The 20,687-nt window shown below is 70.8% G+C and carries 13 protein-coding genes and 3 pseudogenes; 11 read left to right on the forward strand and 5 right to left on the reverse strand.

Annotated features, from left to right (window positions below):
* Positions 1-125: 125 nt before the first annotated feature.
* Positions 126-3,293: a GH92 family glycosyl hydrolase gene (locus AB0D31_RS25900; RefSeq protein ID WP_362727454.1), complete on the reverse strand. Its 3,168-nt coding sequence runs from the start codon at positions 3,291-3,293 to the stop codon at positions 126-128.
* A gap of 411 nt (positions 3,294-3,704) precedes the next feature.
* Between AB0D31_RS25900 and AB0D31_RS25905 the strand changes: the two genes are divergently transcribed.
* Positions 3,705-4,712: a LacI family DNA-binding transcriptional regulator gene (locus AB0D31_RS25905; protein ID WP_362727455.1), complete on the forward strand. Its 1,008-nt coding sequence runs from the start codon at positions 3,705-3,707 to the stop codon at positions 4,710-4,712.
* Between the two features lie 202 nt (positions 4,713-4,914).
* On the opposite strand, the gene AB0D31_RS25910 is transcribed toward AB0D31_RS25905, so the two are convergent.
* A complete protein-coding gene (locus AB0D31_RS25910; RefSeq protein ID WP_362727457.1) occupies positions 4,915-6,762 on the reverse strand; it encodes an Imm49 family immunity protein in 1,848 nt (615 codons plus the stop codon).
* Between the two features lie 312 nt (positions 6,763-7,074).
* Here AB0D31_RS25910 and AB0D31_RS25915 point away from each other — a divergent pair, with 312 nt between their 5' ends.
* The 6 genes and pseudogenes from AB0D31_RS25915 to AB0D31_RS25940 form a co-directional block, all read left to right on the forward strand.
* Positions 7,075-9,270 (forward strand): D-alanyl-D-alanine carboxypeptidase, encoded by a 2,196-nt coding sequence (locus tag AB0D31_RS25915; RefSeq protein WP_362727459.1) that lies wholly within the window; start codon positions 7,075-7,077, stop codon positions 9,268-9,270.
* Between the two features lie 256 nt (positions 9,271-9,526).
* Positions 9,527-10,102, forward strand: a complete 576-nt coding sequence (locus AB0D31_RS25920) for a DUF2165 domain-containing protein (protein WP_362727460.1) — start codon at positions 9,527-9,529, stop codon at positions 10,100-10,102.
* A 517-nt stretch (positions 10,103-10,619) separates the two neighbouring features.
* On the forward strand, positions 10,620-11,096 hold the full coding sequence (locus AB0D31_RS25925; RefSeq protein ID WP_362727479.1) for a hypothetical protein: 477 nt from the start codon (positions 10,620-10,622) through the stop codon (positions 11,094-11,096).
* An 81-nt stretch (positions 11,097-11,177) separates the two neighbouring features.
* Entirely contained in the window at positions 11,178-11,861 is a 684-nt protein-coding gene (locus AB0D31_RS25930) for a toxin (RefSeq protein WP_362727481.1), read from the forward strand.
* A gap of 95 nt (positions 11,862-11,956) precedes the next feature.
* Positions 11,957-13,204, forward strand: a complete 1,248-nt coding sequence (locus AB0D31_RS25935; RefSeq protein ID WP_362727462.1) for an MAB_1171c family putative transporter — start codon at positions 11,957-11,959, stop codon at positions 13,202-13,204.
* A pseudogene (locus tag AB0D31_RS25940) lies at positions 13,201-13,797 on the forward strand (hypothetical protein); the annotation flags it as partial. The gene AB0D31_RS25935 and the pseudogene AB0D31_RS25940, both read left to right, overlap by 4 nt.
* Before the next feature lie 18 nt (positions 13,798-13,815).
* Here AB0D31_RS25940 and AB0D31_RS25945 read toward each other — a convergent pair.
* Positions 13,816-14,634, reverse strand: a pseudogene (locus AB0D31_RS25945) (AraC family transcriptional regulator); the annotation flags it as partial.
* Between the two features lie 34 nt (positions 14,635-14,668).
* Here AB0D31_RS25945 and AB0D31_RS25950 point away from each other — a divergent pair.
* Positions 14,669-15,115: a DUF2000 domain-containing protein gene (locus AB0D31_RS25950; protein ID WP_362727464.1), complete on the forward strand. Its 447-nt coding sequence runs from the start codon at positions 14,669-14,671 to the stop codon at positions 15,113-15,115.
* A gap of 211 nt (positions 15,116-15,326) precedes the next feature.
* Here the strand turns inward: AB0D31_RS25950 and AB0D31_RS25955 are convergent, their stop codons facing one another.
* Together AB0D31_RS25955 and AB0D31_RS25960 are read right to left on the reverse strand one after the other, a co-directional pair.
* Positions 15,327-16,481, reverse strand: a complete 1,155-nt coding sequence (locus tag AB0D31_RS25955) for an ATP-binding protein (RefSeq protein ID WP_362727466.1) — start codon at positions 16,479-16,481, stop codon at positions 15,327-15,329.
* A gap of 8 nt (positions 16,482-16,489) precedes the next feature.
* Entirely contained in the window at positions 16,490-17,167 is a 678-nt protein-coding gene (locus tag AB0D31_RS25960) for a response regulator transcription factor (protein ID WP_362727468.1), read from the reverse strand.
* A 99-nt stretch (positions 17,168-17,266) separates the two neighbouring features.
* On the opposite strand from AB0D31_RS25960, the gene AB0D31_RS25965 reads away from it, so the two are divergent.
* The 3 genes and pseudogenes from AB0D31_RS25965 (at position 17,267) to AB0D31_RS25975 (ending at position 20,501) form a co-directional block, all read left to right on the forward strand.
* The gene (locus tag AB0D31_RS25965; protein WP_362727470.1) at positions 17,267-18,331 is read left to right on the forward strand and encodes a peptidoglycan-binding protein; all 1,065 of its coding nucleotides are present in this window, start codon (positions 17,267-17,269) and stop codon (positions 18,329-18,331) included.
* An 11-nt stretch (positions 18,332-18,342) separates the two neighbouring features.
* Positions 18,343-19,047: pseudogene (locus tag AB0D31_RS25970) on the forward strand (ABC transporter ATP-binding protein); the annotation flags it as partial.
* Positions 19,048-19,298: 251 nt separating this feature from the next.
* Positions 19,299-20,501 carry an ABC transporter permease gene (locus AB0D31_RS25975; protein ID WP_362727472.1) on the forward strand — a complete coding sequence of 401 codons (1,203 nt, stop codon included), beginning with the start codon at positions 19,299-19,301 and terminating at the stop codon, positions 20,499-20,501.
* The last annotated feature ends 186 nt before the right edge of the window (positions 20,502-20,687 follow it).

The following is a 20,687-nucleotide window of genomic DNA, read 5'->3' on the forward strand; positions in this document are numbered from 1 at the left end:
GGCTCGCCGAGGCTATGCGTTTGAGCCATACAACGGCGGCCCGGCCCAAGGGAGTTGGGGCGGACCGCCGTTGTGGAAACGACGCCGGGGGGAGCCGGCCCGGGCCGGCTCCCCCCGGTCGTCGGTCAGGTGCCGTTCACCTCCATCTCGTATATGCGGGCTGCCGCATCACCGTCCTGGGTCGGGGTGAGCACCGAGAGCCGTACATAGCGGGCGGAGACCGCGACGGGGCTCGTCGTGGAGTCGGCGGTGTTGCCCCGCACCTGGGCCTGGGTGGTCCACGTGGCGCCGTCCGACGACACGCTCAGGTCGAAGTCCTTGCTGTTCCACTCCGCGCTCTCGCCGCCGGCGCCCGCATGGCGCACGGCGACCGAGGTCAGCGGATGGGAGGCACCGAGATCCACCTGAAGGGTCTTGGTGCCGGAGGCCTTCGAGCACCACTTGTCTCCGGTGCCGCCGGCGACGCTGCCGTTGACCGCTTTGTCGGGGGTCTCGGTGGCGTTGCAGGAGGCCGAACCCGTGGCGGGCTGCCCGATCGCCAGATCCCGGCTGCCGCCGCTCGGCCCATAGACGCCCAGCTCGTAGACGCGGGCCGCGTCGCTCCCTCCTCCGCCGGTGTTGGAGGGGCTGGTGACGACGAGGCGTACGTAGCGGGCCGATCGTGCCGCTACGGGGTGGTAGGTGCGGCTCGACCGGGAGCCGGTGACGGCGGCCGCCGTGGTCCAGGCGGCGCCGTCGGTGCTGGTCTGGATCTGGAAGGCACCGGTGTTCCAGCCGGTGTTCTCGCCGCCCAGGCCGGCGTGCTCGACCACGAACGACGACACGGTCTGGACAGCGCCGAGATCGACCTGGAGCGACGGGTTCGCGGCGGACGAGCACCACTTGCTGTTGTTGGCCAGGGACCCGTCGACCGCCTTGTCGGCCGACTCCGCCGTGGCGCAGGGTGCCGATCCCGTCGCCGGCTTGCCGAGGGCGAGGTCGGGGCCGAGGTCGGGCGCGGCGGGCACGGGGGCGGCGCCGTCCTGGAAGGAGGGGGGCACGTCGGATGCGCCGGTGCCCCAGGTGGCGCCGGGCGTGCCGCCCATCGTGTAGGTGAGCGTCGCGCCGCCCGCGACGTCCGGGTAGCGCAGGTAACTGTGGCTGGTGGACGCGCCGTTGACGGCGAGCGACTGCACATAGGGGCCGCTGCCGGAGCTGTTGATGGCGATGTTCCCGGCCGCGCGCTGGATCAGGATGGAGGGGAACTGCGGCCCGTGCAGCGCGAGGGTGTCCGCGCCGGGCGTCGCCGGATACATGCCGAGCGCGGCCCACACGTACCACGCCGAGGTGGCGCCGAGGTCGTCGTTGCCGGGCAGGCCACCGGACCCGGTGGTGAAGGACTCGGCCATCACCTTGCGCACCGCGTCCGTGGCACCGGCCGGGTGGCGCGCGTAGTCGTAGGCCCAGGGCACACCGTGCTCGGGTTCATTCCCTATGTAGTAATAGGGCCTGCTCTGCCCGGCGTTGACCTCGGTGAAGTGGTGGTCGAGCCGCTGGACGGCGGTGGTGGGGCCGCCCATGGAGTTGATCAGGTCCGAGAAGTCGTAGGGGACCATCCAGGTGTACTGGGAGGCGTTGCCCTCGGTGAAGGTGGACTGGCTCGCCGGGTCGAGCGGCCAGCTCCAGGAGCCGTCGCTCTTGTGCTGCTGCACATAGGAGGACTCGGGGTTGAACGTGTTGCGCCACCACTGGGCGCGCCCCATGTGGGTGGTGTAGCTGGATGTGTTGCCGAGCGCCTTGGCGAACTGGGCCACCGCGAAGTCGGACGCCGAGTATTCGAGGGAGTCGGAGGGGTCGTCGAGGTAGTGCAGGCTCGTGTAGGTGGACTGGCGTCCGCGTATGGCATCGCCTTGCGTGGTACCGCCGTTGGACGCCTTCTCCATCAGGGACAGGGCGGCCGAGGTGTCGAAGTCGCGGGCGCCGAACGCATACATGCTGCTGACGATGATCGGCCCGGGGTCTCCCGTCATGACGAAGTCCTCGTTGGTCTGCTGCGACCATTTGGGCAGCAGTCCGCCCTGCTGGCCGTCGAGGACCATCGACTTGGCGATGTCACTCGCCTCCGTGGGCGCCATCAGGGCGATCAGCGCCGCCCAGGAGCGGTAGATGTCCCAGCCGGAGTAGTTCTGGTAGACCGGCCGCGCCGACTGGTGCACGGTGTTGTCGAAGCCCCGGTAGTCGCCGTTGACGTCGCTGGAGATGTTGGGGCTCTGGAGCACGTGGTACAGGGCGGTGTAGAACTTCTGGCGGTCCGTGGCGCTGCCACCGGTCACCTGGACCCGGTTGAGCATCTGGTTCCAGGAGTCGTCGGCCGCGGTGCGGACCGCGCCGAAGTCCCAGCCGTTGTTCTCGGCGGTCACATTGGCCTGTGCACCCGCGACGCTCACGTACGAAAGCCCCACCTTGAACTGGACGGTCGCGTTGCTCGTCGTGTCGAAGGTGACGTAGGCGCCGGTGTTGGTACCGGACGCGGTCGCCGAGCCGTCGCTGACGGTGCCGCCCGACCAGGTGCCGAATCCCGTCGGGGCCCGGTCGAAGCGTACGTCGAAGTAGATCTGGTACGTCTTGGACGAGCCGCAGAACCCGCCCGCGGTCACGCTCCCGGTCAGCTCGTTGCCGCTGACGTGCACGCTGCCGGCGCGGTTTCCGGTGGCGCTGCGGCCGGTGTTGATCAGCAGCCGGGACGTCGTCGAGGCGGGATAGGTCAGCTTGCCCATGGCGGTGCGCGTGGTGGCGGACAGCTCCACGTCGGTGCCGTACCGGTCGAGGCGGGTCTTGTAGTAGCCGGGCTTGGCGACCTCGTTCGCCTTGGTGTACCCGGAGGCATAACTCGTCCAGTTGGTGCCGGGTGAGCTGCCGAGCGCGCCGGTGACCGGCAGCAGCGGCAGATCCTCGTTGTTGGGGCAGCCCGCGCCGTCGAAGTGGGTGAGGCTGAAGTCCTCGACGGAGCCGTCCTTGTAGCGGTAGCCGGACGGAGAGGCGGTCGGGGTGTCGGGGCCGACCTGCACTCCACCGAAGGGCACCACGGCCCCGGGGTAGGTGCTGCCGCCGGCGCCGCCGGGCACCGGGTTGGGGGCGTTGCTGTCGTCGGTGCCGATGAACGGGTCGACGTACTGGGTCAGTGCGAGCGTTCCGGCGTGGGCGGGCGCGGCGGCGAGGCCGACGACCCCCAGGGCGGAGAGGGCCAGCGCACCGACGGCACTGAGGCATTTGGACCGGACGAAGGATCCGGAGGAAGGCACGGAGCGGAGCACGAGGGGGGACCACCTTCTCGCAAAGGACCGCTCGCCGTCCGGCGGGCGGCCTCGGGACGGGGGATGCTCGGTGGGCATGTGAACGTTACCAATCAACTCAGGATTGTTGAGGTGTCCCTGACCACCCGTCAAGGGACAGGGACGAATTGGAGCTCCGCGTTCACCCGGCGCCTGCGCGGCCTCACCCGCGCGGGGCAACCGCCATATGGACCCATGGATATGACGGCGCATCAGCTCATGGAGGGTGATGAGCCGCGGCGATGGGAACGTTACCAAGATGAAGCTGCTCTTCCGGCTCCTGCGGCCCGGTCGTCCCGGACGCCCCTCGCGCCGCCTGACGTGGGGCGCCGTCTGCCATCATCGACGCGTCGCCGTGCCGGACCGGGCACGGACCGGTCGATGAGGAGGCCCGTGAAGCGCCCGACGATGAAGGACGTGGCCCGCGCGGCGGGGGTGAGCCCCATGACCGTTTCGCGTGCGGTCTCGGGCGAGCCGGGGGTGTCGCCGGACACCGCCGCCCGAGTCGAGCAAGCCGTGCGGCAGTTGGGCTATCAACGCAACGACAACGCGCGCAACCTCCGGCAGAAGAGTCTGCGCACCTCCACGATCGGGCTCGTCGTCGACGATCTGGCCAATCCGTTCTACGCACTCATGGCCCGCTCCGTCGAGGACGAGGCGCATCGGCGCGGCTTCCTCGTGCTGGTCGGCAGCACCAATGACGAGGCCCGGCGTGAACGTGAGGTCATAGGCGCGTTCACCGCCCGCCAGGTGGACGGCCTCATCCTCGTCCCGACCAACGGCGGCCACGGTTTCCTCAAGCAGCCGATGGAGGGCGGCACCTGCGTCGTCTGCGTCGACCGGCCCGCCATGGGGCTGGCCGTCGACACCGTGACCGTGGACAACCGCGCGGGAGCCGAGCGCGCCGTCAGTCATCTGCTCGGCCACGGGCACACCCGGATCGCCTATCTCGGCGACCGGTTCGACATCTGGACCCAGCGCGAACGCCATGCCGGCTACCTCGACGCCCTCGCCTCCCACGGCATACCCGAGGACCCCGCTCTCGTACGCCATGAGCTGCGCTCCCAGTCCGACGCCGCCGGGGCTCTCGCCGAGCTGCGGGCGCTCTCCGCTCCCCCGACGGCGCTCTTCACCACCAACGACCTGATCACGATGGGGGTGATGGACGGGCTCGGCGGACCCGATCCCGTCGCTCTCGTCGGCTTCGACGACTTCCCGCTGGCCGACCGGCTCAGCCCGCCGCTCAGCGTCGTCAGTCAGGATCCGGTCGCCCTTGGCACCACCGCCGCCAACCTCCTGTTCTCCCGGATCGACGGCGACCGCTCCGCTCCCCGCTCCGTCGTACTGCTGACCCGACTCGTCGTACGCGGCTCGGGATCGGCCGGGCGCGCTCGCGGCTGACGAACCGGACGGGCAGGACGGGCTCGCGTCGAGCGAGGCGGGTCGGCCGGGCGGGCTCGCGTCGAGCGAAGCGGGCCGGCTGAACGGGCTCGCGTCGAGCGAAGCCAAGCGGATCGGAGCGGAGCGGCCGGCCGGGCTCGCGGCTGACGAAGTGGACCAGCGGGGCGGGCTCGCGCTTAGCGACGTGGTCAGCCGGGTGGGCTCACGCCTGGCCAAGCAGCAGTCCTTCGGGCAGATAGGGCGAGCGCACCGGGACGGGCCAGCCGATGCGGCGGGCATGGCAGGCCAGGCCCAGCACATCCAGATCGACGGCCGCCTCCACGTCCTTGTCCCGGTCCCCCACCGCGAAGTGCTCACGGTGTTCCTCCAGGGCGTCGGCCAACGCCAGGGCGAAGCCCCGCTGATCGCCTTCGACGAGCTGGGACAGCAGGACCGCCGGTGGGGCAAGGAAGGCACCGCCGGTCATCCGGGCCGCGGTCCGCAGAGCGTGGTCCATCGCGGGCTCGGGGTCGACGCCGCGTAGATAGTCGTGGAGCGCCACACAGTAGGACCCGCCGGGCGACGGCTGGTCGGCCTCGGCGAGGAACTCGGGCTCGATCAGCACACAGTCGGCCAGTGGCCCGCGCGCCCCGACGACCAGCACCAGCGCCATCGCCTGCTGCCACTGATGCGGATTGGGGCGGTAGGAGCCCCGCCACGCCGGCAGGGTACGGGTGGTGCCGCCGATGGTGACCTCCACTTCGGTGCCGGGCTCGGCCCGGGCTACGCGCAGCGCGCCCGCGCCGGCCTGGGCGCCGAGCAGCAGCGCCTCGTGCTGGCGCGGGTCGCTCCCGCCGGGATCGAGCGCCGCCCTCGCAAGGAACCGCCGGCGCTGGTCCGCCATGAGCGACGTCAAGTCCCGGGCGAGCGCCTTCGGGTCTTCGTCCGGATCGTGGAAACGAGCCGTCTCGCGCGCGGCCACGTCGTCGTACGGGGCCGGATCCAAATTCGGTGCGGCGCGCGGGTGGAGCGGTCGCTCCACGACCAGGGGCCCGGCGGCGAGCTCGGCCACGGCATCAGCTCGCTGTTCGCGACCGTAGGCCCGCACCCGGGGCGTGGGCGGCGCGAACCCGGTCACCACCTCACGTGGCAGGTAACCGGAGTCGATGGCCACGGGCCAGCCCTGACGCCGGTGGGCCAGCGCCATCAGGGCCATCGCGTCGAGGGGCAGCAGGCTGCGTGGCGCGACGTTCCGTTGAGCGAAGCGGCTGCGGTACTGCCTCAGCTGCGCCGCCAGGCAGCGGGTGAAGTTCTCCTCATCGCCCGCTGCCAGGGCGCGCAGGGTGTTGAGGACGGCGCGGTGGCCCGGCCAGTCGTCGCCCTCGCCGAGCGTCGCGACCACCATGTCGATCAACGCGCACTTCTCGATGTCCCGGACGGGACCTGGGTAAGCCAAGCGGTCGGGGCCCTCCTCGTGGCCGAAGACGTACGCCATCAGAGCGTGGACCAGCGCCACATCGGGCCGCCCCTCATTCCCGCGCCATGGCGGCGCCGAATCGACGAAGACATCGGCGCTGCGCTCCGCGACTTGGGCGACGACGGCCAAGTAGAGCCCGTCCAGCCACTCGTAACTGCGGACCGTACGAATCCGTCTGCCCCGGCTGGACCGCGTGCCGCGTCCGGACCGCGTGTCCTGTTCCTCTTCCTCGGCCTCCTGATCGACGTCCCCCTCGTCGCCCCGCCAGAACTCCCCGCAGTACGTCACTCCGGTCCCGGCGTAGTCGATGAACACATCGAGCGGCCGCCCCGGAAACCGCGTCAGTTCCAGGGCGCCCACGGCCGCGGCCGCGGCGGATGCCAGCGCCACGCGCGCGTCCTTTCCACCGAGCGCGGGCAGCGCGAGGGAGCGCGCACCGAGATAGTCGAGGAAGACACCGGCCAGCGACCGCCAGCTCGACGCCGGATGCTCGTCGTGCCGCATCCGGTGCAGGTCCTCCGTGATCCGCGCCGCGAAATCCGCCTCCGCGGCGGCCAGCTCCGCCGCACCGACTTGATGACGCTCGATCCGCACCTCGGCCTCCCCACGCATCCCCGTTCGATCTTGCCCTGCCAGCATAGGAAGGGGGTCTGACAATGCCCCGGCCCACTGGGCGCCGGGCCCACGCGCCGACTCCCGCGCCGTTGTCACCGTTTGGTCATACGGACGTGCGATCGTGGTGCTGCTCCCCGACCACCCGGCGCGGCGAAGGCTTTCGGACCGCTTGGGGACCGACGGCGGTTGCCGGCCGGCTCGCCTTCGTCCATGCGGGGCCCCGGGCGGCCGAGGGTAGGGGGCACAGAGCACGAGCACAGAGCGAGATCGGCAAGGCGGGCTGTACTGCGTATGAACGAGAAGAACGGCGCCAAGGCGGACGAGGCCTTCGGCACGGAGCGCGCGGCCGGTGAGCCGGTCGAACGGACCGCGCCGCAGGAAGCCGCTCCCAGCAAGACCGCACCGGAGAAGGCTGCCTCACCCAGGGAAGCCGCAACCGAGGCACCTCCCACTGCTCCCACGGCGGCCGTACCCGCGCACGACCCCCGGACGACTCGTCAGGCGCTCGGTGAACCGGCCGAGCAGGCCACACCCCAGCCCTCCAAGGCCTCTGACCGACACGCGGCCGACGAGCAACGCGTGGACGACAACCGGGGCGCGGACGACAACCGGGGCCTGGACGACGACCAAGGCGTGGAGGACGACCAAGGCGTGGAGGAACGGTGCCGCGGGAACGAACGAGAGGGCGGGATCGATGCGGAGGGTCGGAGCGGTGAGGATCCCGCCCCGGCGCGCCCGGCCGCGCCCCAGTCCGTGCCCCCGTCCGTGCCCGCGCCCGCGTCCCCGCCCGTCTCGAAGGCGATCACCGAGGATCGCGAGACGCCTCCCGCCCGAACCGCCCGTAAGGAGTTGGACTCCGAGCGGACCAGCGAGTTCGTGGCGCTGAAGCCGGACCTGCCGACCGTGACCTCGCCCCGCCCCGCGGCCTGGCGCCCGACCCCGTCGTGGTCCGCGGTCGCACACGGCGAAGAGCCGGAGGCGCCGGAGAAGTCCAAGCAGTCCGAGGAGCCGGTGCAGCCGGAGAAGCCGGTGGAGCCGGAGGAGCCGGAGGAGCCGGAGCGCACCCGGGAGTTCAACGCGCCGGCGGCCGCGGCCGCCGGTGACCGCACCATGGCGCTGACCCGGCCGGCCCCGCCCGCGAGCACCGAGCCCGCGCCGGGCCCGGGCGGCCCAGAGGGCCCGCCGCCCCCGCTCGATCTGCTCGCCCAGCTCACCAACACACCGCCGAAGCCCGAGACGCCGGCCCGCACGATGGCGCGCAGAGTCAAGATCTGGGGCACGCTGGCGGTGCTGCTCGCCATCCTGGTGGTGGCCGTCCAGGCGTTGCGTCCGCTGCCGGCGCCGACGCTGAAACTCACCGGCGCGTCGAGCCACACCTCCGATGGCGGTGCCCTGTCGCTGCCGTGGCCGACTGAGGGGCAGGCCGTGGTCGACGTCAACGGCCTTGGCCGGATGGGTTCGTACGGGGAGATGAAGCCGCTCCCCATCGGCAGCGTGGCCAAGGTGATGACCACGTATCTCATCCTGCGTGACCACCCACTGAAGCCCGGCGACAAGGGGCCCTTGGTGCCGGTCGACCAGAAGGCGCAGGACGACTACACCAACGGGGTCCCGGAGAAGGAGTCGGTCGTCGAGGTCAAGGCCGGCCAGCAGGTCTCCGAACTGGAAGCGCTCCAGGCCGTCATGCTGCCGTCGGCGAACAACGTGGCTCGGCTGCTGGCCCGTTGGGACGCGTCGACGGAGGACGCATTCATCAAGAAGATGAACGACACGGCCAAATCCTTCGGGATGACCAACACCACGTACACGGACGCCAGCGGTTTGAAGGAGTCCACGGTCAGCACCGCCGAGGACCAGGTGAACCTGGCCAAGCGGGCTATGGCGGACCCCGTCTTCCGCCAGATCGCCAAGCTGCCGTCGTACACGTCGACGACCACGTCGGGCGGCTCGACCTTGGAGACGGCCAGGACCCAGCGCAACTTCAACAAGCTCGTCCCGCTGTACGGAGTCGTCGGCATCAAGACCGGGTCCACGACCAAGGCCGGCGGCAATCTGCTCTTCGCCGCGGAGACGCCGGTCGGCGACACCAAGCAGCTGGTCATCGGCGCGGTGTTCGGGCAGCACAGGCCGAACATCATCGAGACGGCGACCGCGGCCAGCAAGAGCCTGATCCTGGCGGCGGACAAGGCGCTCAGGAACGAGACGGTGGTGAAGAAGGGCGACGTGGTCGGACAGGTGGATGACGGCCTCGGCGGTACGGTCCCGGTCGTGGCGGACAAGGATCTGGCCGTGCCGATCTGGGCCGGTGCCTCCGTCGAGATCAAGCTCACGGACGGCGGCAGGAAGCTGCCCCACAGCGCGAAGACAGGCACGGCCGTCGGCACGCTGAGCGTGGGCGGCGGCATCGGCGAGGTGAAGGTGCCGGTGTCGCTGAAGCATGATCTGTCCGAGCCGTCGCTGGGTGCGAAGATCACCCGGCTCGGCTGACCAACCGGCCCCGTTGACCCGAGAGCGATCGCCCCGGGCCGGACCAGACCCGGCCGACCCCGCCCGACCCCGCCCGGGGCGCCCGCACGGCTTGGCCGGCCTGGGCCGGCTGGGCCGGCCGCGCGGTCTGGGCGGTCTGGGCGGTCGATTGTCAGTGGTGCCCGGCAAGATGGTGGGCATGCTGAACGGCGGGCGTGCGTACCGGTCGTGCGTCCAGCACAGGAATAGGTCCGGTCCGTCCGACAAGGAGTCCGCGATGACCTCCAGGTTCACGTTCAGGGCGCGGGAGGCGTCCGGAGCACGGCGCGAGAGCGTGGCCCGGCTCCCCGCCCTGCCGCTCGCCGCGGCGCTGCTCACCGCGATGGTCGCGCTCTACATGGCGCTCGTCGCCTTCGGCAACATCACGGACTTCGACACCAACCGCCAGTTCGTCCGTCATGTCCTCGCGATGGATACGACGTTCAAGGGCCCGGACCTCATGTGGCGGGCCATCACCTCGCCCACACTTCAGGACATCGCATACGTCCTGATCATCGCCTGGGAGACGGTGGCAGCTCTGGTGCTCGTCGCGGGCGCGGTCGCGTGGGTCGCCGCGCTCCGGGGCCGGGCCGGGCTCGGCCGTCCCCGGTGGCTGAGCACCGTGGGGTTGCTGATGGTACTGCTGTTGTTCGGAGCCGGTTTCATAGCCGTCGGCGGCGAGTGGTTCGCGATGTGGCAGTCCAAGTCCTGGAACGGGCTCGACGCGGCCACCCGCAATTTCACGGTGGCAGGCATCGTCCTCGTACTCGTGCATCTGCCGGGCGCCAACTCATCGACGACACGCGGCGATTGAGGGCGCCGAGCGGCCCTTCCCGGCCAAGTCGTAGCCACATCGAGCACCCTGGCGCGCCGCGATCGGTCGAATTCCGCTGGAGACCGGGCCGATCCGGCCGACCCATCGACAGAGTCGGTCACCGAAGCGGACACACAAGGTGCATAATGCATGTGTAGCCCTTCGCGCGTCCCCCGTCGCGAAGGGCTACACCTACCAATCGTGGCCGTGCGACCTGCACCCATGAGGTGGGCAGGGCACATCGACCACTCGAGCAAGGAACTCCCCTCGTGGCTCCTTGTTCGTGTTTTTTCGAGTTAACAGTGACGTAGAGTGTTTCCGCAAGTCCGGTTGCGATCGTGGAGCGAGATGCTCCCGTTTGTCACTCCGGCCCCCCTGGCCGACTGGCCACCCATCGACGGGGCTCCTGTATCAAGGTCGGTTAAAGTACCAATCCGTTGACCGAATCGAACATCGCGCGTCGTCGGGCAGCGCACGAGCGGCGAACGTGGACGTGGACGTGGACGTGGGGACCCTGATGGACAACGGCGAAGAGCGCACTCCCGAGCTGAGGACGTTGCGGCAGAAGGTCGAGTACATGGTGGAGAAGACCTTCCCCGGAGAGAAGATCTCCGGCCGGGTCTTCGCCGATCTGGTCAAGGAACGCGGCGGCTCCCTCTCCCACAGCTATTTCTCCAACATCCTCGCCGGGAAGGTCACCCACCCCTCGGAGGAGATCCTCAAGGCACTCGGGCTGGGCTTCGGCGTCGACTGGCGCTTCTTCAAGGACGAGTCCGAGGTCGTCGACGACGTCGTCTCGGGGCTCCAGTTCCTCGCGAAGCGGCGCACGGGGGAAATCAGCGGTCTGGCCGGCCGTGGTATCGACGACGACGGACTCGACCCGGAACTGCTCCAGTTCGTGCTGTCTCTCCTTGAGGACAACAAGGACGGAAAGGACGGCATGGACGGGCGGGACAACGGCCGCGAAGCCACCCCTGGCGGACAGCCCGGGTAGCGGGCCGCAGTGTGTTCATCTTGATTGGCTAGGATCGCAGACCGCATGTCACACACGCGTGACTACGATCAAGAGGTCTCGATGTCCATGCGCGAGCTGCGGAAAGAGTGCGAAGCCGGGCTGGCGGATCTGCCCATCCCCGCCCCGTTCAGCATTCCGGCTCTCGTGGCGAACATGGAGGAGGCCCGCAGCCGCACCATCGTGCTGCATGAACTGCCCGACCGCCTCGCCCGCGTGAACGCCGCCTGCGGTCTGCGCCTCAAGTCGGGCGGCACCAGCTTCGTGCTCTACCGTCGCCGGCCGACGCTCTACCAGACCCAGCACGTCATCCTGCACGAGCTGTGCCACGAGTGGTTCGACCACGGCACGACCCTCAGCGCGACCCAGCTCCGCCAGCTCCTTCCCGTCTTCAACACCTCGCTGATCCAGCGTGTACTCACCGCCGACGAGCATCCCCCGCGGCCCGGGGCCCTCCCGACCGTGGCAGCGAAAGCGGAAGCCGAAGCGGAAGCGGAAGCGGCGGAGTCAGAGGTCACTGAGACGGACGGCCTGCCCTCCGCGGTCACCGAGGCGTTCCGCTCCGGCGGTCCCATTCAGGCGCGCGCCCAGTACGACACCCACGACGAGCGGATCGCCGAGTTCGGTGCGTCTCTCATTCCTCGCCTGGCGCGCGACGTGACCAGCGACGACATGGTCGGCCGGCTCGCCAACTCCCTCTCCCGCCCGGTCGCCCACCGGCGCCGCGGGTTCTTCCGGCGCTCGTAGCGCCCGCGCCTCCAGAGTGTCCCCGCCTTCTCGCCCGTCCCTTCCCTCGTGAACACCGCCCCCTCCGTCCCCGCTCGTGACCCCGAGGAATACCCGTGACCGCGCTAGACCTCGCCGGCTACCTCATAGCCGGCCTGATGACTGCCGTCGCCCTGTGGCGGATGCCCGCAGCGCTCTGGGGGGATGAGGAGGACAAACGCAGACGCGCCCTGTGGGGGTGCTACGCCGGCTTCGCCATCGCCCTGTGGACCAAGACCAAGGTCGTACGCCTCGGGCTCAACAACAGCCCCGTCGTCGACCTGGCGGTCCTGATCAAGCACTACACGGCGACGATCGCGATCCTGGCGATCCTCAGCTACATCGTGGCCATCTACGGCCACTTCCCGGAGGACGGGGTCATCCCGCGTCACGTCCGGTTCGCCCGGCTGATCCAGCAGGTGGCTGCCAAGGCCTCCGTCGCCACGCTGATCCTGCTGACCGTGCTCTTCTTCACCGTGGTCGACCGCTCGTACGCGTCGGACCGCTTCGTGTCCGACCACGCGGGCCAGTGGGGTGCCACGCTCTATATGAGCGTGTTCTACCTGTACTTGGGCGCCGCCTCCGCCGTCTGCGCCTATCAGTGGGCGCTGGCCACCGCCGGGGCCACCGCCCGTCATCTGCGTGTCGGGCTCGGCATGATGACGTTCGCGATGTTCATCGGCGTCGGCTACACCGTCAGCCGCACCCTGTTCCTGTGGGTCAGCGTCGCCGACCAGCCGAGCCCCGCCTTCGCCCTGCAGTTCGACGAGGTCACCGAGGCGGCGCAGGTCGTTCTGTTCGCGTTCTTCGCGCTCGGCGCCTCCATCCCCGCGTTCAGCAAGGGGTGGCGCCGGGTGCGGCTGTGGCGCGCGCAGGCGCGGCTGCATCCGCTGTGGCGGGAGCTGATGACCGCCTTCCCCGACCAGCCCTTCGAACCGCCCGCCCCGCTCGTCCGGGAGCTGACCCGTTTCGGCACGCCGGCGGACCTGCGGATCGACCGCTGGGCCGCCGATATCGCGGACGCCGTGGAGAAGCTGCGCCACTACGTGCCGGACGCCCTGCTGCCGGCCGCGCGGCGGGCCGCCTCCGGCGACGTGCCGCCGTCGCAGGACGCCGGGCCGCTGGCCGAGGCGTACTGGATCAAGGCGGCCCTCGCCGCCAAGGCCGACGGCGCCCCGGCGGGCAGCGCCGCCGCACTCGAGACCAATCACGCCACCGACCAGGACGGCGAAGTCGCCCGGCTGGTACGGGTGGCCGCCGCCTTCCGGACCGTCAGCGGCGAACGGGCCCGCGGCGTCCTGGACTCCCTGGAGAAGACCGCGTGAGCGACACCCTGACCAGGACCGAGGGCCGCGCGACGGCCGCGGCCCTCATCGTCACCGAAGTGCTTCAGCCCCGCAACGTGCTCCTGGTGGGGATGCTCGGGATCGGTCTTGCCGCGGCCGGCGAGTGGACCGGCCTGCTGTGGGGACTGCTCGGCGCACTGTGCGCGGGCCTCATCCCGGCCGGCTACATCGAGTGGGAGCGCAGGCGCGGCACTTGGGGCGACCGGCACGTCGTCGACCGCACCAAGCGGGCGCCGATCTTCTTCGTCATCCTCGGCTCGATCGGGGCGGGCTCGCTCGTCATGGTGCTCGGCCACGCCCCGAGGGGCATCCTGACCGCGATGCTCTCCCTGTGGGTCATGACCATTTTCCTGCTCGCCGTGAACACGGTGTGGAAGATATCGGTGGACGCGTCCGTAGCGTCGGCGGTCGTCGCGCTGCTCGCCGTGGTGCACACCCCGTGGTGGCTGCTCGCCTACGCGGTCACCGTCGCGGTGTGCTGGTCGCGGGTCGCCCTGACCTACCACACGGTCATGCAGACCGTGGCGGGCGCCGCCCTCGGCGCGGCTACCTCGGCGGCGTTCCTCATCGGCTGCCGGCGGTCTGTTGGCCCCGCGCCGGGCATAGCGGCCCGGCGCGGTGCCCACCACCCGTTTGAAGTGACGGGTCAGATGGGACTGGTCGTAGAAGCCGGTGGCGCGAGCCACGTCACCGGGTGGGCGCCCGTCGAGCAGCAGCCCACGCGCCCGGTCCACTCGACGGGCCGTCAGATACTGATGCGGCGCGATACCGAACTCCGCGGTGAAGGCGCGCACGAGATGCGTAGGGTGCGCGTGCACCAGACGGGCGGCCTCCGCAAGGCTCACCCCGTCGACGACACGCGTGTCGAGGAGTTCCCGCAGGGCCCTCGCGACGGAGCGACCCTGCGGCTGCGCGCCGGCCACCGGACGCGGGAGCGGCTGCCCGCGCAGATGCCCGCGCAGCCGCTCCGCGATGAGCGCCAGGCGGCTCTCCGCCTCCAGCTCCTCGCCCCGGTGCGCGAGGGCCGTGTGCAGCTGCCCGACGCGGCGCCGCAGCACGGAGTCCAGCACACCGGGGCCGTCGACCGCAGCGGCGATGAGGCTGTCGTCCAGCTGGGCCCGCTCCAGATAGACCACACGTTTGCGGAAGCCTTGAGCGGTAGCCGGGGATCCGTTGTGCGGCACGTCCGGTGGCAGCAGCGTCACGGCGTCGCCCGGAGTGCCGTGCTCGTGGCGGTCGAGGTCGTAGCGGACCGCGCCGTCGTCGACGATCAGCAGGGTCCAGCTGTCGTGGACGTGCATCGGATAGGAGTGCTCGGTGAACCGGGCGTGGAAGACCTCCACGACCCCCGCGACCCGGGGGCGCCAAGCGGAGATCTCCTGTCCTGCGGTCACGCAAAGAACGTACAAGACGCGGCCCGCGCCGGTTCGGCAGTCTCACTCCATGACATCGGACTCCATGACACCGGACAGTGTGCCCGTACGTTTCGACACCAAGATCGCGGTGCTGCTCCGCGACGACCTGGAGACATGGCAGCGCCTCAATGTGACGGCGTTCCTGGTCAGCGGCGTCGGCACGCGGCTGCCCGAGACCATCGGCGAGCCGTACGCCGACGCGGACGACACCCCTTATCTGCCGCTCTTCCGCCAGCCCGTCCTCGTCTTCGAGGGAAGCAAGGAGGTGCTGCGGACAGCCCACACCCGGGCCCTGAGCCGGGATGTTCCGCGTGCGGTGTTCACGAGCGACATGTTCCGCACCGGCAACGACGCGGACAACCGGGCGGCGGTCCGGGCCGTGCCCGGCGCCGATCTCGATCTGGTCGGCCTCGCCGTCTACGGGCCGCGCAACGCGGTCGACAAGATCCTCAAGGGGGCGCACATGCATCCGTGAGCCGCACTGCGCATCCGTGCCCTATGTATCCGCGCCCTGCGCATCCCTGCCCTGCGCATCCGTGCCCTGTGTATCCGTGCTGCACATCCGTGCTGCGGTCCTGGACCGGCTCCGGACCGGCTCCGGACCGGCTCCGGACCGGCTCCGGACCGATCCCAGAAACGGCTCTGCGACACGGTTCTGCGATGCGGCGTGCTGGACGTGGCCCTGGTCAGGGCAGCCGTACGGTCACGGTGAGCCCGCCGCCCGGGTTCGCCTCCGCCGTGGCCCCGCCGCTGTGGGCGCGGGCGATGGAGGCGACGAGGGCGAGCCCCAGTCCGGCTCCCTCACCGGGCGCGTGCCTGCGTTCGTTGAGGTGGCGGAACGGTTCGAAGAGGTCGGCCACCGCGTCCGGCGGCACGGCGGGGCCGGTATTGGTGACGCGGAGCGTGCGGCCGGCCTCGCCGAGGGTGACGTGGAGTGTCCCGTCACGGTGGTTGTAGCGCAGCGCGTTGCCGATCAGGTTGCGGATCAGGTGGGTGAGGAGCACCGGGTCGCCTTCGACGGTCAGGGGCTCAAGCGCGGTTGTGACGGTGATACCCCGCTCGCGCGCCTGGGCGCGGTGTTCGTCGACGACGGCGTTCACGCTCTCGTCGAGCGCCACCGGTTCACGGCGTTCAAGGCCCTGATCGGATGCGGCGAGCAGGAGCAGTGACTCGATCAAGTGCTCACTGGAGTCGGCCACTTGGAGGAGTTCGTCGCGGATCCACCGGATCCGCTCGCGGTCCGGGTCGACGAGGCCGATCTCGGCGGCCGCGCGCTGCACCGCGAGCGGCGTCCGCAGTTCGTGAGCGGCGTTGGCCGCGAACCTCCGCTGCGCTCCGACGAGTTGCTCGATTCTGCCCAGCATCTGGTCGAAGGTGTCGGCGAGTTGCTTCAGCTCGCCGGGTGGGCCTTTGAGGTCGATGCGCTGATGCAGGTTCTCACCGGAGAGCTTGCGCGCGGTGGCGGTGATGAGGCCGACCGGACGCAGCACCCGGCCCGCCATCCACCAGGCCAAAAAGAGGGAGAGTACGGCGAAGACGGCGAGGGCGATGCCGGAGACGGTCAGCAGCCGGCTGAGGGTGGTGGCCGCGACGACCTGCACGACCTGGGTCCTGGCGTGCTCACCGGCCTGTTCGGACGGTACGAGCTCGGCGGGTGGCGAGGCGCTGGGCGACGGCGAGGTCCGCCCGCCGGGCACCGCTCCGGTGAACGCGCTGCCGATCCGGTTGTCCAGGCCGTACTGGACGAACACGTAGATCACGGCGACCAGGACACACCCCGCGAGCAGCAGCAACCCGCCGTACAGGGCGGTCAGACGGGCCCGCTCGGTGGCGGGGATCAAGCGGCGGATCACCGCGCGGCCCGCCCGGCTCCGGATGCGGATGCGGGGCCGGGGTGTCGGGCGATGCGGTAGCCGGCCCCCGGGACGGTTTCGATGGCCGGTGGATCGCCGAGCTTGGCCCGCAGTCGGCTGAGAGCGACCCGTACCGGATTGGTGTCGTATCCGGCGTGCTCCTCCCACACCTGCTCGATGAGGTCCTCGCCGCTGACCACCCCGCCGTCCGCACGCATCAGGGTCTCCAGGACCGCGAACTCCTTGCGCGTCAGGGCGAGTTCACGGTGATGGCGCCGGGCCTGACGGCGTGCCGTGTCCAGGACGATCCCGGCGCGCTCGATGACCGGGGGCAGTGCGGGCCGGGTACGGCGCCCGAGCGCGAGCACCCGGGCCAGCAGTTCGTCGTATGCGAACGGCTTGGTGAGGTAGTCGTCGGCGCCGAGCCCGAGACCCTCGACGCGGTCGCGGACGGCTCCCGACGCGGTGAGCATGAGCACGCGGGTGAGCAGTCCCTCGTCCACCACGGCGCGGCACACGTCGTCGCCGTGCAGGCCCGGCAGGTCCCGGTCGAGTACGAGGACGTCGTAGGCGCCGAGCTGCAGTTTGCGCAGCCCGCTCAGCCCGTCGAGGGCCACATCCACCGCGATCGCGTCGCGGCGCAGACCCTCGGCGATCATCGTGGGCTTCGACATGCCCGACCCGAAGGTGGAGAGCGGTCACAGCAGCGGCTTCAAGATTCCCGACGGGGCCGACCCGGACAAGTTCATGAAGGCGCTCAACGAGTGTGCCGCATGAGGCCCCGGACCATGGTCGCGGCGGTAGTGACGGTCGCGGCCGTCGCAGGCGGCGGGTTCGCCGTCACGGGTATCGCGCAGCCCGGGCCCCAGGATTCCGGCAGACAGCGGACGGGGCTTCCGACCACCACCGCCCCCATCGAGCAGGGCGATCTGGTGAACAGCACCAGCGTCGACGGCACGCTCGGCTACTCCCGCGAGAGCAAACTCAACGCGGGAGCCGCCGGCACCCTCACCTGGATCTCGGGCACCGGCTCCACCGTCAAGCGGGACGGCAGGCTGTACGCGGTCGACGGCAAGGACATCCGTCTGATGTACGGGAGCGAGCCGATGTACCGGGACCTCAAGAGCGGTGACAAGGGCGCCGACGTACGGCAGTTGAAGGCGAACCTGCGGGCCCTGGGATACGGGAGCGGGCTCGCCGCCGACGGGACGTTCACGCCCGGCACCGTCGACGCGGTCAAGCGCTGGCAGAAGGCGCACGGTGTGACGCAGAGCGGTCGCGTGGGCCCCGGGCAGATCGCGTTCGCCACCGGGCCGGTGCGGGTGCAGAGCGCGGAGGCGGCGGTCGGAGACCGAACCTCACCGGGCCAGAAGGTCATGACGACGACCAGTTCCGACCGGGTCGTACAGCTCCAGCTGAAGGTGTCGGACGCGGCGCTCGCCAAGGACGGCGCCACCGTGCGGGTGGAGCTGCCCGACGGCACCACCACCTCGGGCACGGTGTCGGCGGTCGGCGCGACCGCGAAAGCGGGCGACGACCCGAACGACAAGACACCCCGGATCGCGGTGACCGTCACCTTCGACGATCCCGGGAAGGTCACGGGAATCGACAAGTCTCCCGCGACCGTGAAGCTCAGCGGTGAGACCCGCCGGAACGTTCTGAGCGTGCCGGTCGGGGCACTCCTCGCGCTCGACGACGGCTCGTTCGGGGTGCAGGTGGTGCGGGACGGCAAGGCGCGCGAAGTGCGGGTGCGGCTCGGCATGTTCGCGCAGGGACGCGTCGAGATAACGGGCACCGGGCTGCACTCGGGCCTGCGGGTCGGGGTGCCCTCGACATGAGTCGCATCCATATGAGTCGCATCCATCCCGTAGGGAGCCATGCCGCCCGCATCGAACCGCCCGTCGTCCAGTTGGCCGGGGTCACCAAGGAGTACCCGGGCGGGGTCGCCGCGCTGCGCGGGATCGACCTCACCGTCACGCGGGGCGAGCTCCTCGCGATCGTCGGCCCGTCCGGCTCCGGCAAGTCGACTCTGCTGCACATCGTCGGCACCCTCGATCTGCCCACCACGGGCTCCGTGACCATCGCGGGCCATGACGCCGCCGCTCTCAGCGACCGCAGACTCTCGGCGCTGCGGGCCCAGCACATCGGCTTCGTCTTCCAGGCCTTCCATCTGGTCCCGGGCATCACCGCCCAGGACAACGTGGCGGAGGGGCTGCTCTACTCAGGTCTTCCGCGCGCGGAGCGCCGCAGACGAGCGGCCCGAGCGCTGGAGCGGGTCGGACTCGGCGACCGCATGCAGCACCGGCCGCACGAGCTGTCGGGCGGACAGAAGCAGCGCGTGGCCATCGCGCGCGCGGTCGTCGGCGAGCCCGATCTGCTACTCGCGGACGAGCCCACGGGCGCCCTCGACTCGGTGTCCGGGCAAGCGGTGATGGGCCTCATCCACGAACTCAACTCGGAAGGCGCGACCATCGCCGTGATCACCCACGACACGGAGATCGCGGCCCGACTGCCGCGCCAGGTGCGGATCAGGGACGGCCAGATCGTGCAGGACAGCGGCGGCCTGCGAGGTGGTGGCCCAGACGGTGGAGGCTTGGGAAGTGGTGGCCCGGGCAAAGGCCGCCTGGGCAGTGGTGGCCCAGGCGATAGCGGCCCGGACAGTGGTGGCCCAGGCAGTGGTGGCCCAGGCGGAGGCGGCCTGGGAAGTCGTGGCCCAGGCAGTGGTGGCCCAGGCGGAGGCGGCCTGGGAAGTCGTGGCCCAGGCAGTAGCGGCCCGATCGTCACGCCGCTCTCCGAGGAGAACCGATGAGTGGGCGCCCGGCGCTCAGGCCGGCCCGGCTCGGCCCGCGGGACATCCTGCACACCGGGGCCGCAGGGATGCGTAGCCGCCCGCTTCGAGTGGTGCTCTCCGCGCTCGGTATCGCGCTCGGCATCGCCACGATGATCGCGGTGGTGGGCATCTCGGCGTCCAGCAAGGAGCAGCTGCTCCGCGAGCTCGACAAGCTCGGCACCAACATGCTGGTGGTGACGCCCGGTACGAATCTGCTTACCGGAAAGCCCGTGCCGATGGCGAAGGACGCGGCCGGGCGGGTGGCGCGGATCTCGGGGGTGGAGCACGTCGGCGCCACGGGCTCGATACCGCAGACGGTCCGGCGTTCGGAGAAGATCCCCGACACCATCACCGGCGGCATCCAGGTGCAGGCGGCCACGAACGACCTGCTCACCGCCCTGCGCGCAACAATGCGCAGCGGCTCCTTCCTCAACTCGGCCACCGGCACGTACCCGTCGGTGGTGCTGGGGGACGTGGCGGCGCAGCGTCTCGGCATCACCGCCCCCGGCCAGCAGGTGTTCATCAACGGTCAGTACTTCGCCGTACTCGGCATCCTCGATCCGCTTCCATTGGCACCGGAGATCGCGCGCTCGGCGCTGGTCGGCTGGGACGTCGCCGGGAACCGCCTCGGATTCGACGGCCGGCCCACGGCCGTCTACGAGCGCTCGGCGGATGCCGTGGTCGACCGGGTGCACGATCTGATCCCCCGCTCCGTCTCCCCCGAGACCCCGCGCGATGTCGGGGTCAGCGATCCCTCCTCGGGCCTCCAGGCGAAGGCGGCCACGGAGGGCGCCTTCAGCAGTCTACTGCTGGGGCTCGGCGGAGTGGCGCTCCTAGTGGGCGGGGTGGGCGTCGCCAACACCATGATTATTTCGGTCCTGGAGCGCCGTTACGAGATCGGCCTGCGCCGTTCCATCGGCGCGACCCGGGGCCAGATCAGGGGCCAGTTCGTCACCGAGTCCCTACTCCTGTCCGGGCTCGGCGGTGCGGCCGGCATCGTTCTCGGCGGCGCGGCGACGGCGGTCTACTCGGTTTCGAGCGGCATCCCCTGGGTGATCCCGCCCTGGGCGGTCGCCGGCGGATTCGGCGCGACCCTGGCCATCGGGACGGTCGCCGGCCTCTACCCGGCGGTCCGCGCCTCCCGCCTCTCACCGACACTCGCCCTGCATTCCGCGTAAGCGGTGAGGGGGAGCGGGGTGCGGGTCGAGGCGGCGCGGGCTGGGCGGGGTGGGGCGGGGCCTGGTCCTTGGCGGGGCGGGGCGGGGCGTTCGGCCGGCCGGCCGGCCGGGCCGGGGGGGGGGCGCGGGCCCCCCCCCGCCCCCCCGCCCCGCGCCCCGCCCGCCCCCCCCCCCCCCCCACAGGGG

Source organism: Streptomyces sp. NPDC048361, assembly GCF_040651795.1.
GTDB lineage: Bacteria > Actinomycetota > Actinomycetes > Streptomycetales > Streptomycetaceae > Streptomyces.

Excerpts from the sequence above, each read along its gene's own strand:
- AB0D31_RS25925 (WP_362727479.1), top strand. The coding sequence starts at position 10,620 with ATGGACAACGGCGAAGAGCGCACTCCCGAGCTGAGGACGTTGCGGCAG.
- AB0D31_RS25975 (WP_362727472.1), top strand. The coding sequence starts at position 19,299 with ATGAGTGGGCGCCCGGCGCTCAGGCCGGCCCGGCTCGGCCCGCGGGAC.
- AB0D31_RS25960 (WP_362727468.1), bottom strand. The coding sequence starts at position 17,167 with ATGTCGAAGCCCACGATGATCGCCGAGGGTCTGCGCCGCGACGCGATC.
- AB0D31_RS25930 (WP_362727481.1), top strand. The coding sequence starts at position 11,178 with ATGTCCATGCGCGAGCTGCGGAAAGAGTGCGAAGCCGGGCTGGCGGAT.
- AB0D31_RS25920 (WP_362727460.1), top strand. The coding sequence starts at position 9,527 with ATGACCTCCAGGTTCACGTTCAGGGCGCGGGAGGCGTCCGGAGCACGG.
- AB0D31_RS25915 (WP_362727459.1), top strand. The coding sequence starts at position 7,075 with ATGAACGAGAAGAACGGCGCCAAGGCGGACGAGGCCTTCGGCACGGAG.
- AB0D31_RS25950 (WP_362727464.1), top strand. The coding sequence starts at position 14,669 with ATGACATCGGACTCCATGACACCGGACAGTGTGCCCGTACGTTTCGAC.
- AB0D31_RS25965 (WP_362727470.1), top strand. The coding sequence starts at position 17,267 with ATGAGGCCCCGGACCATGGTCGCGGCGGTAGTGACGGTCGCGGCCGTC.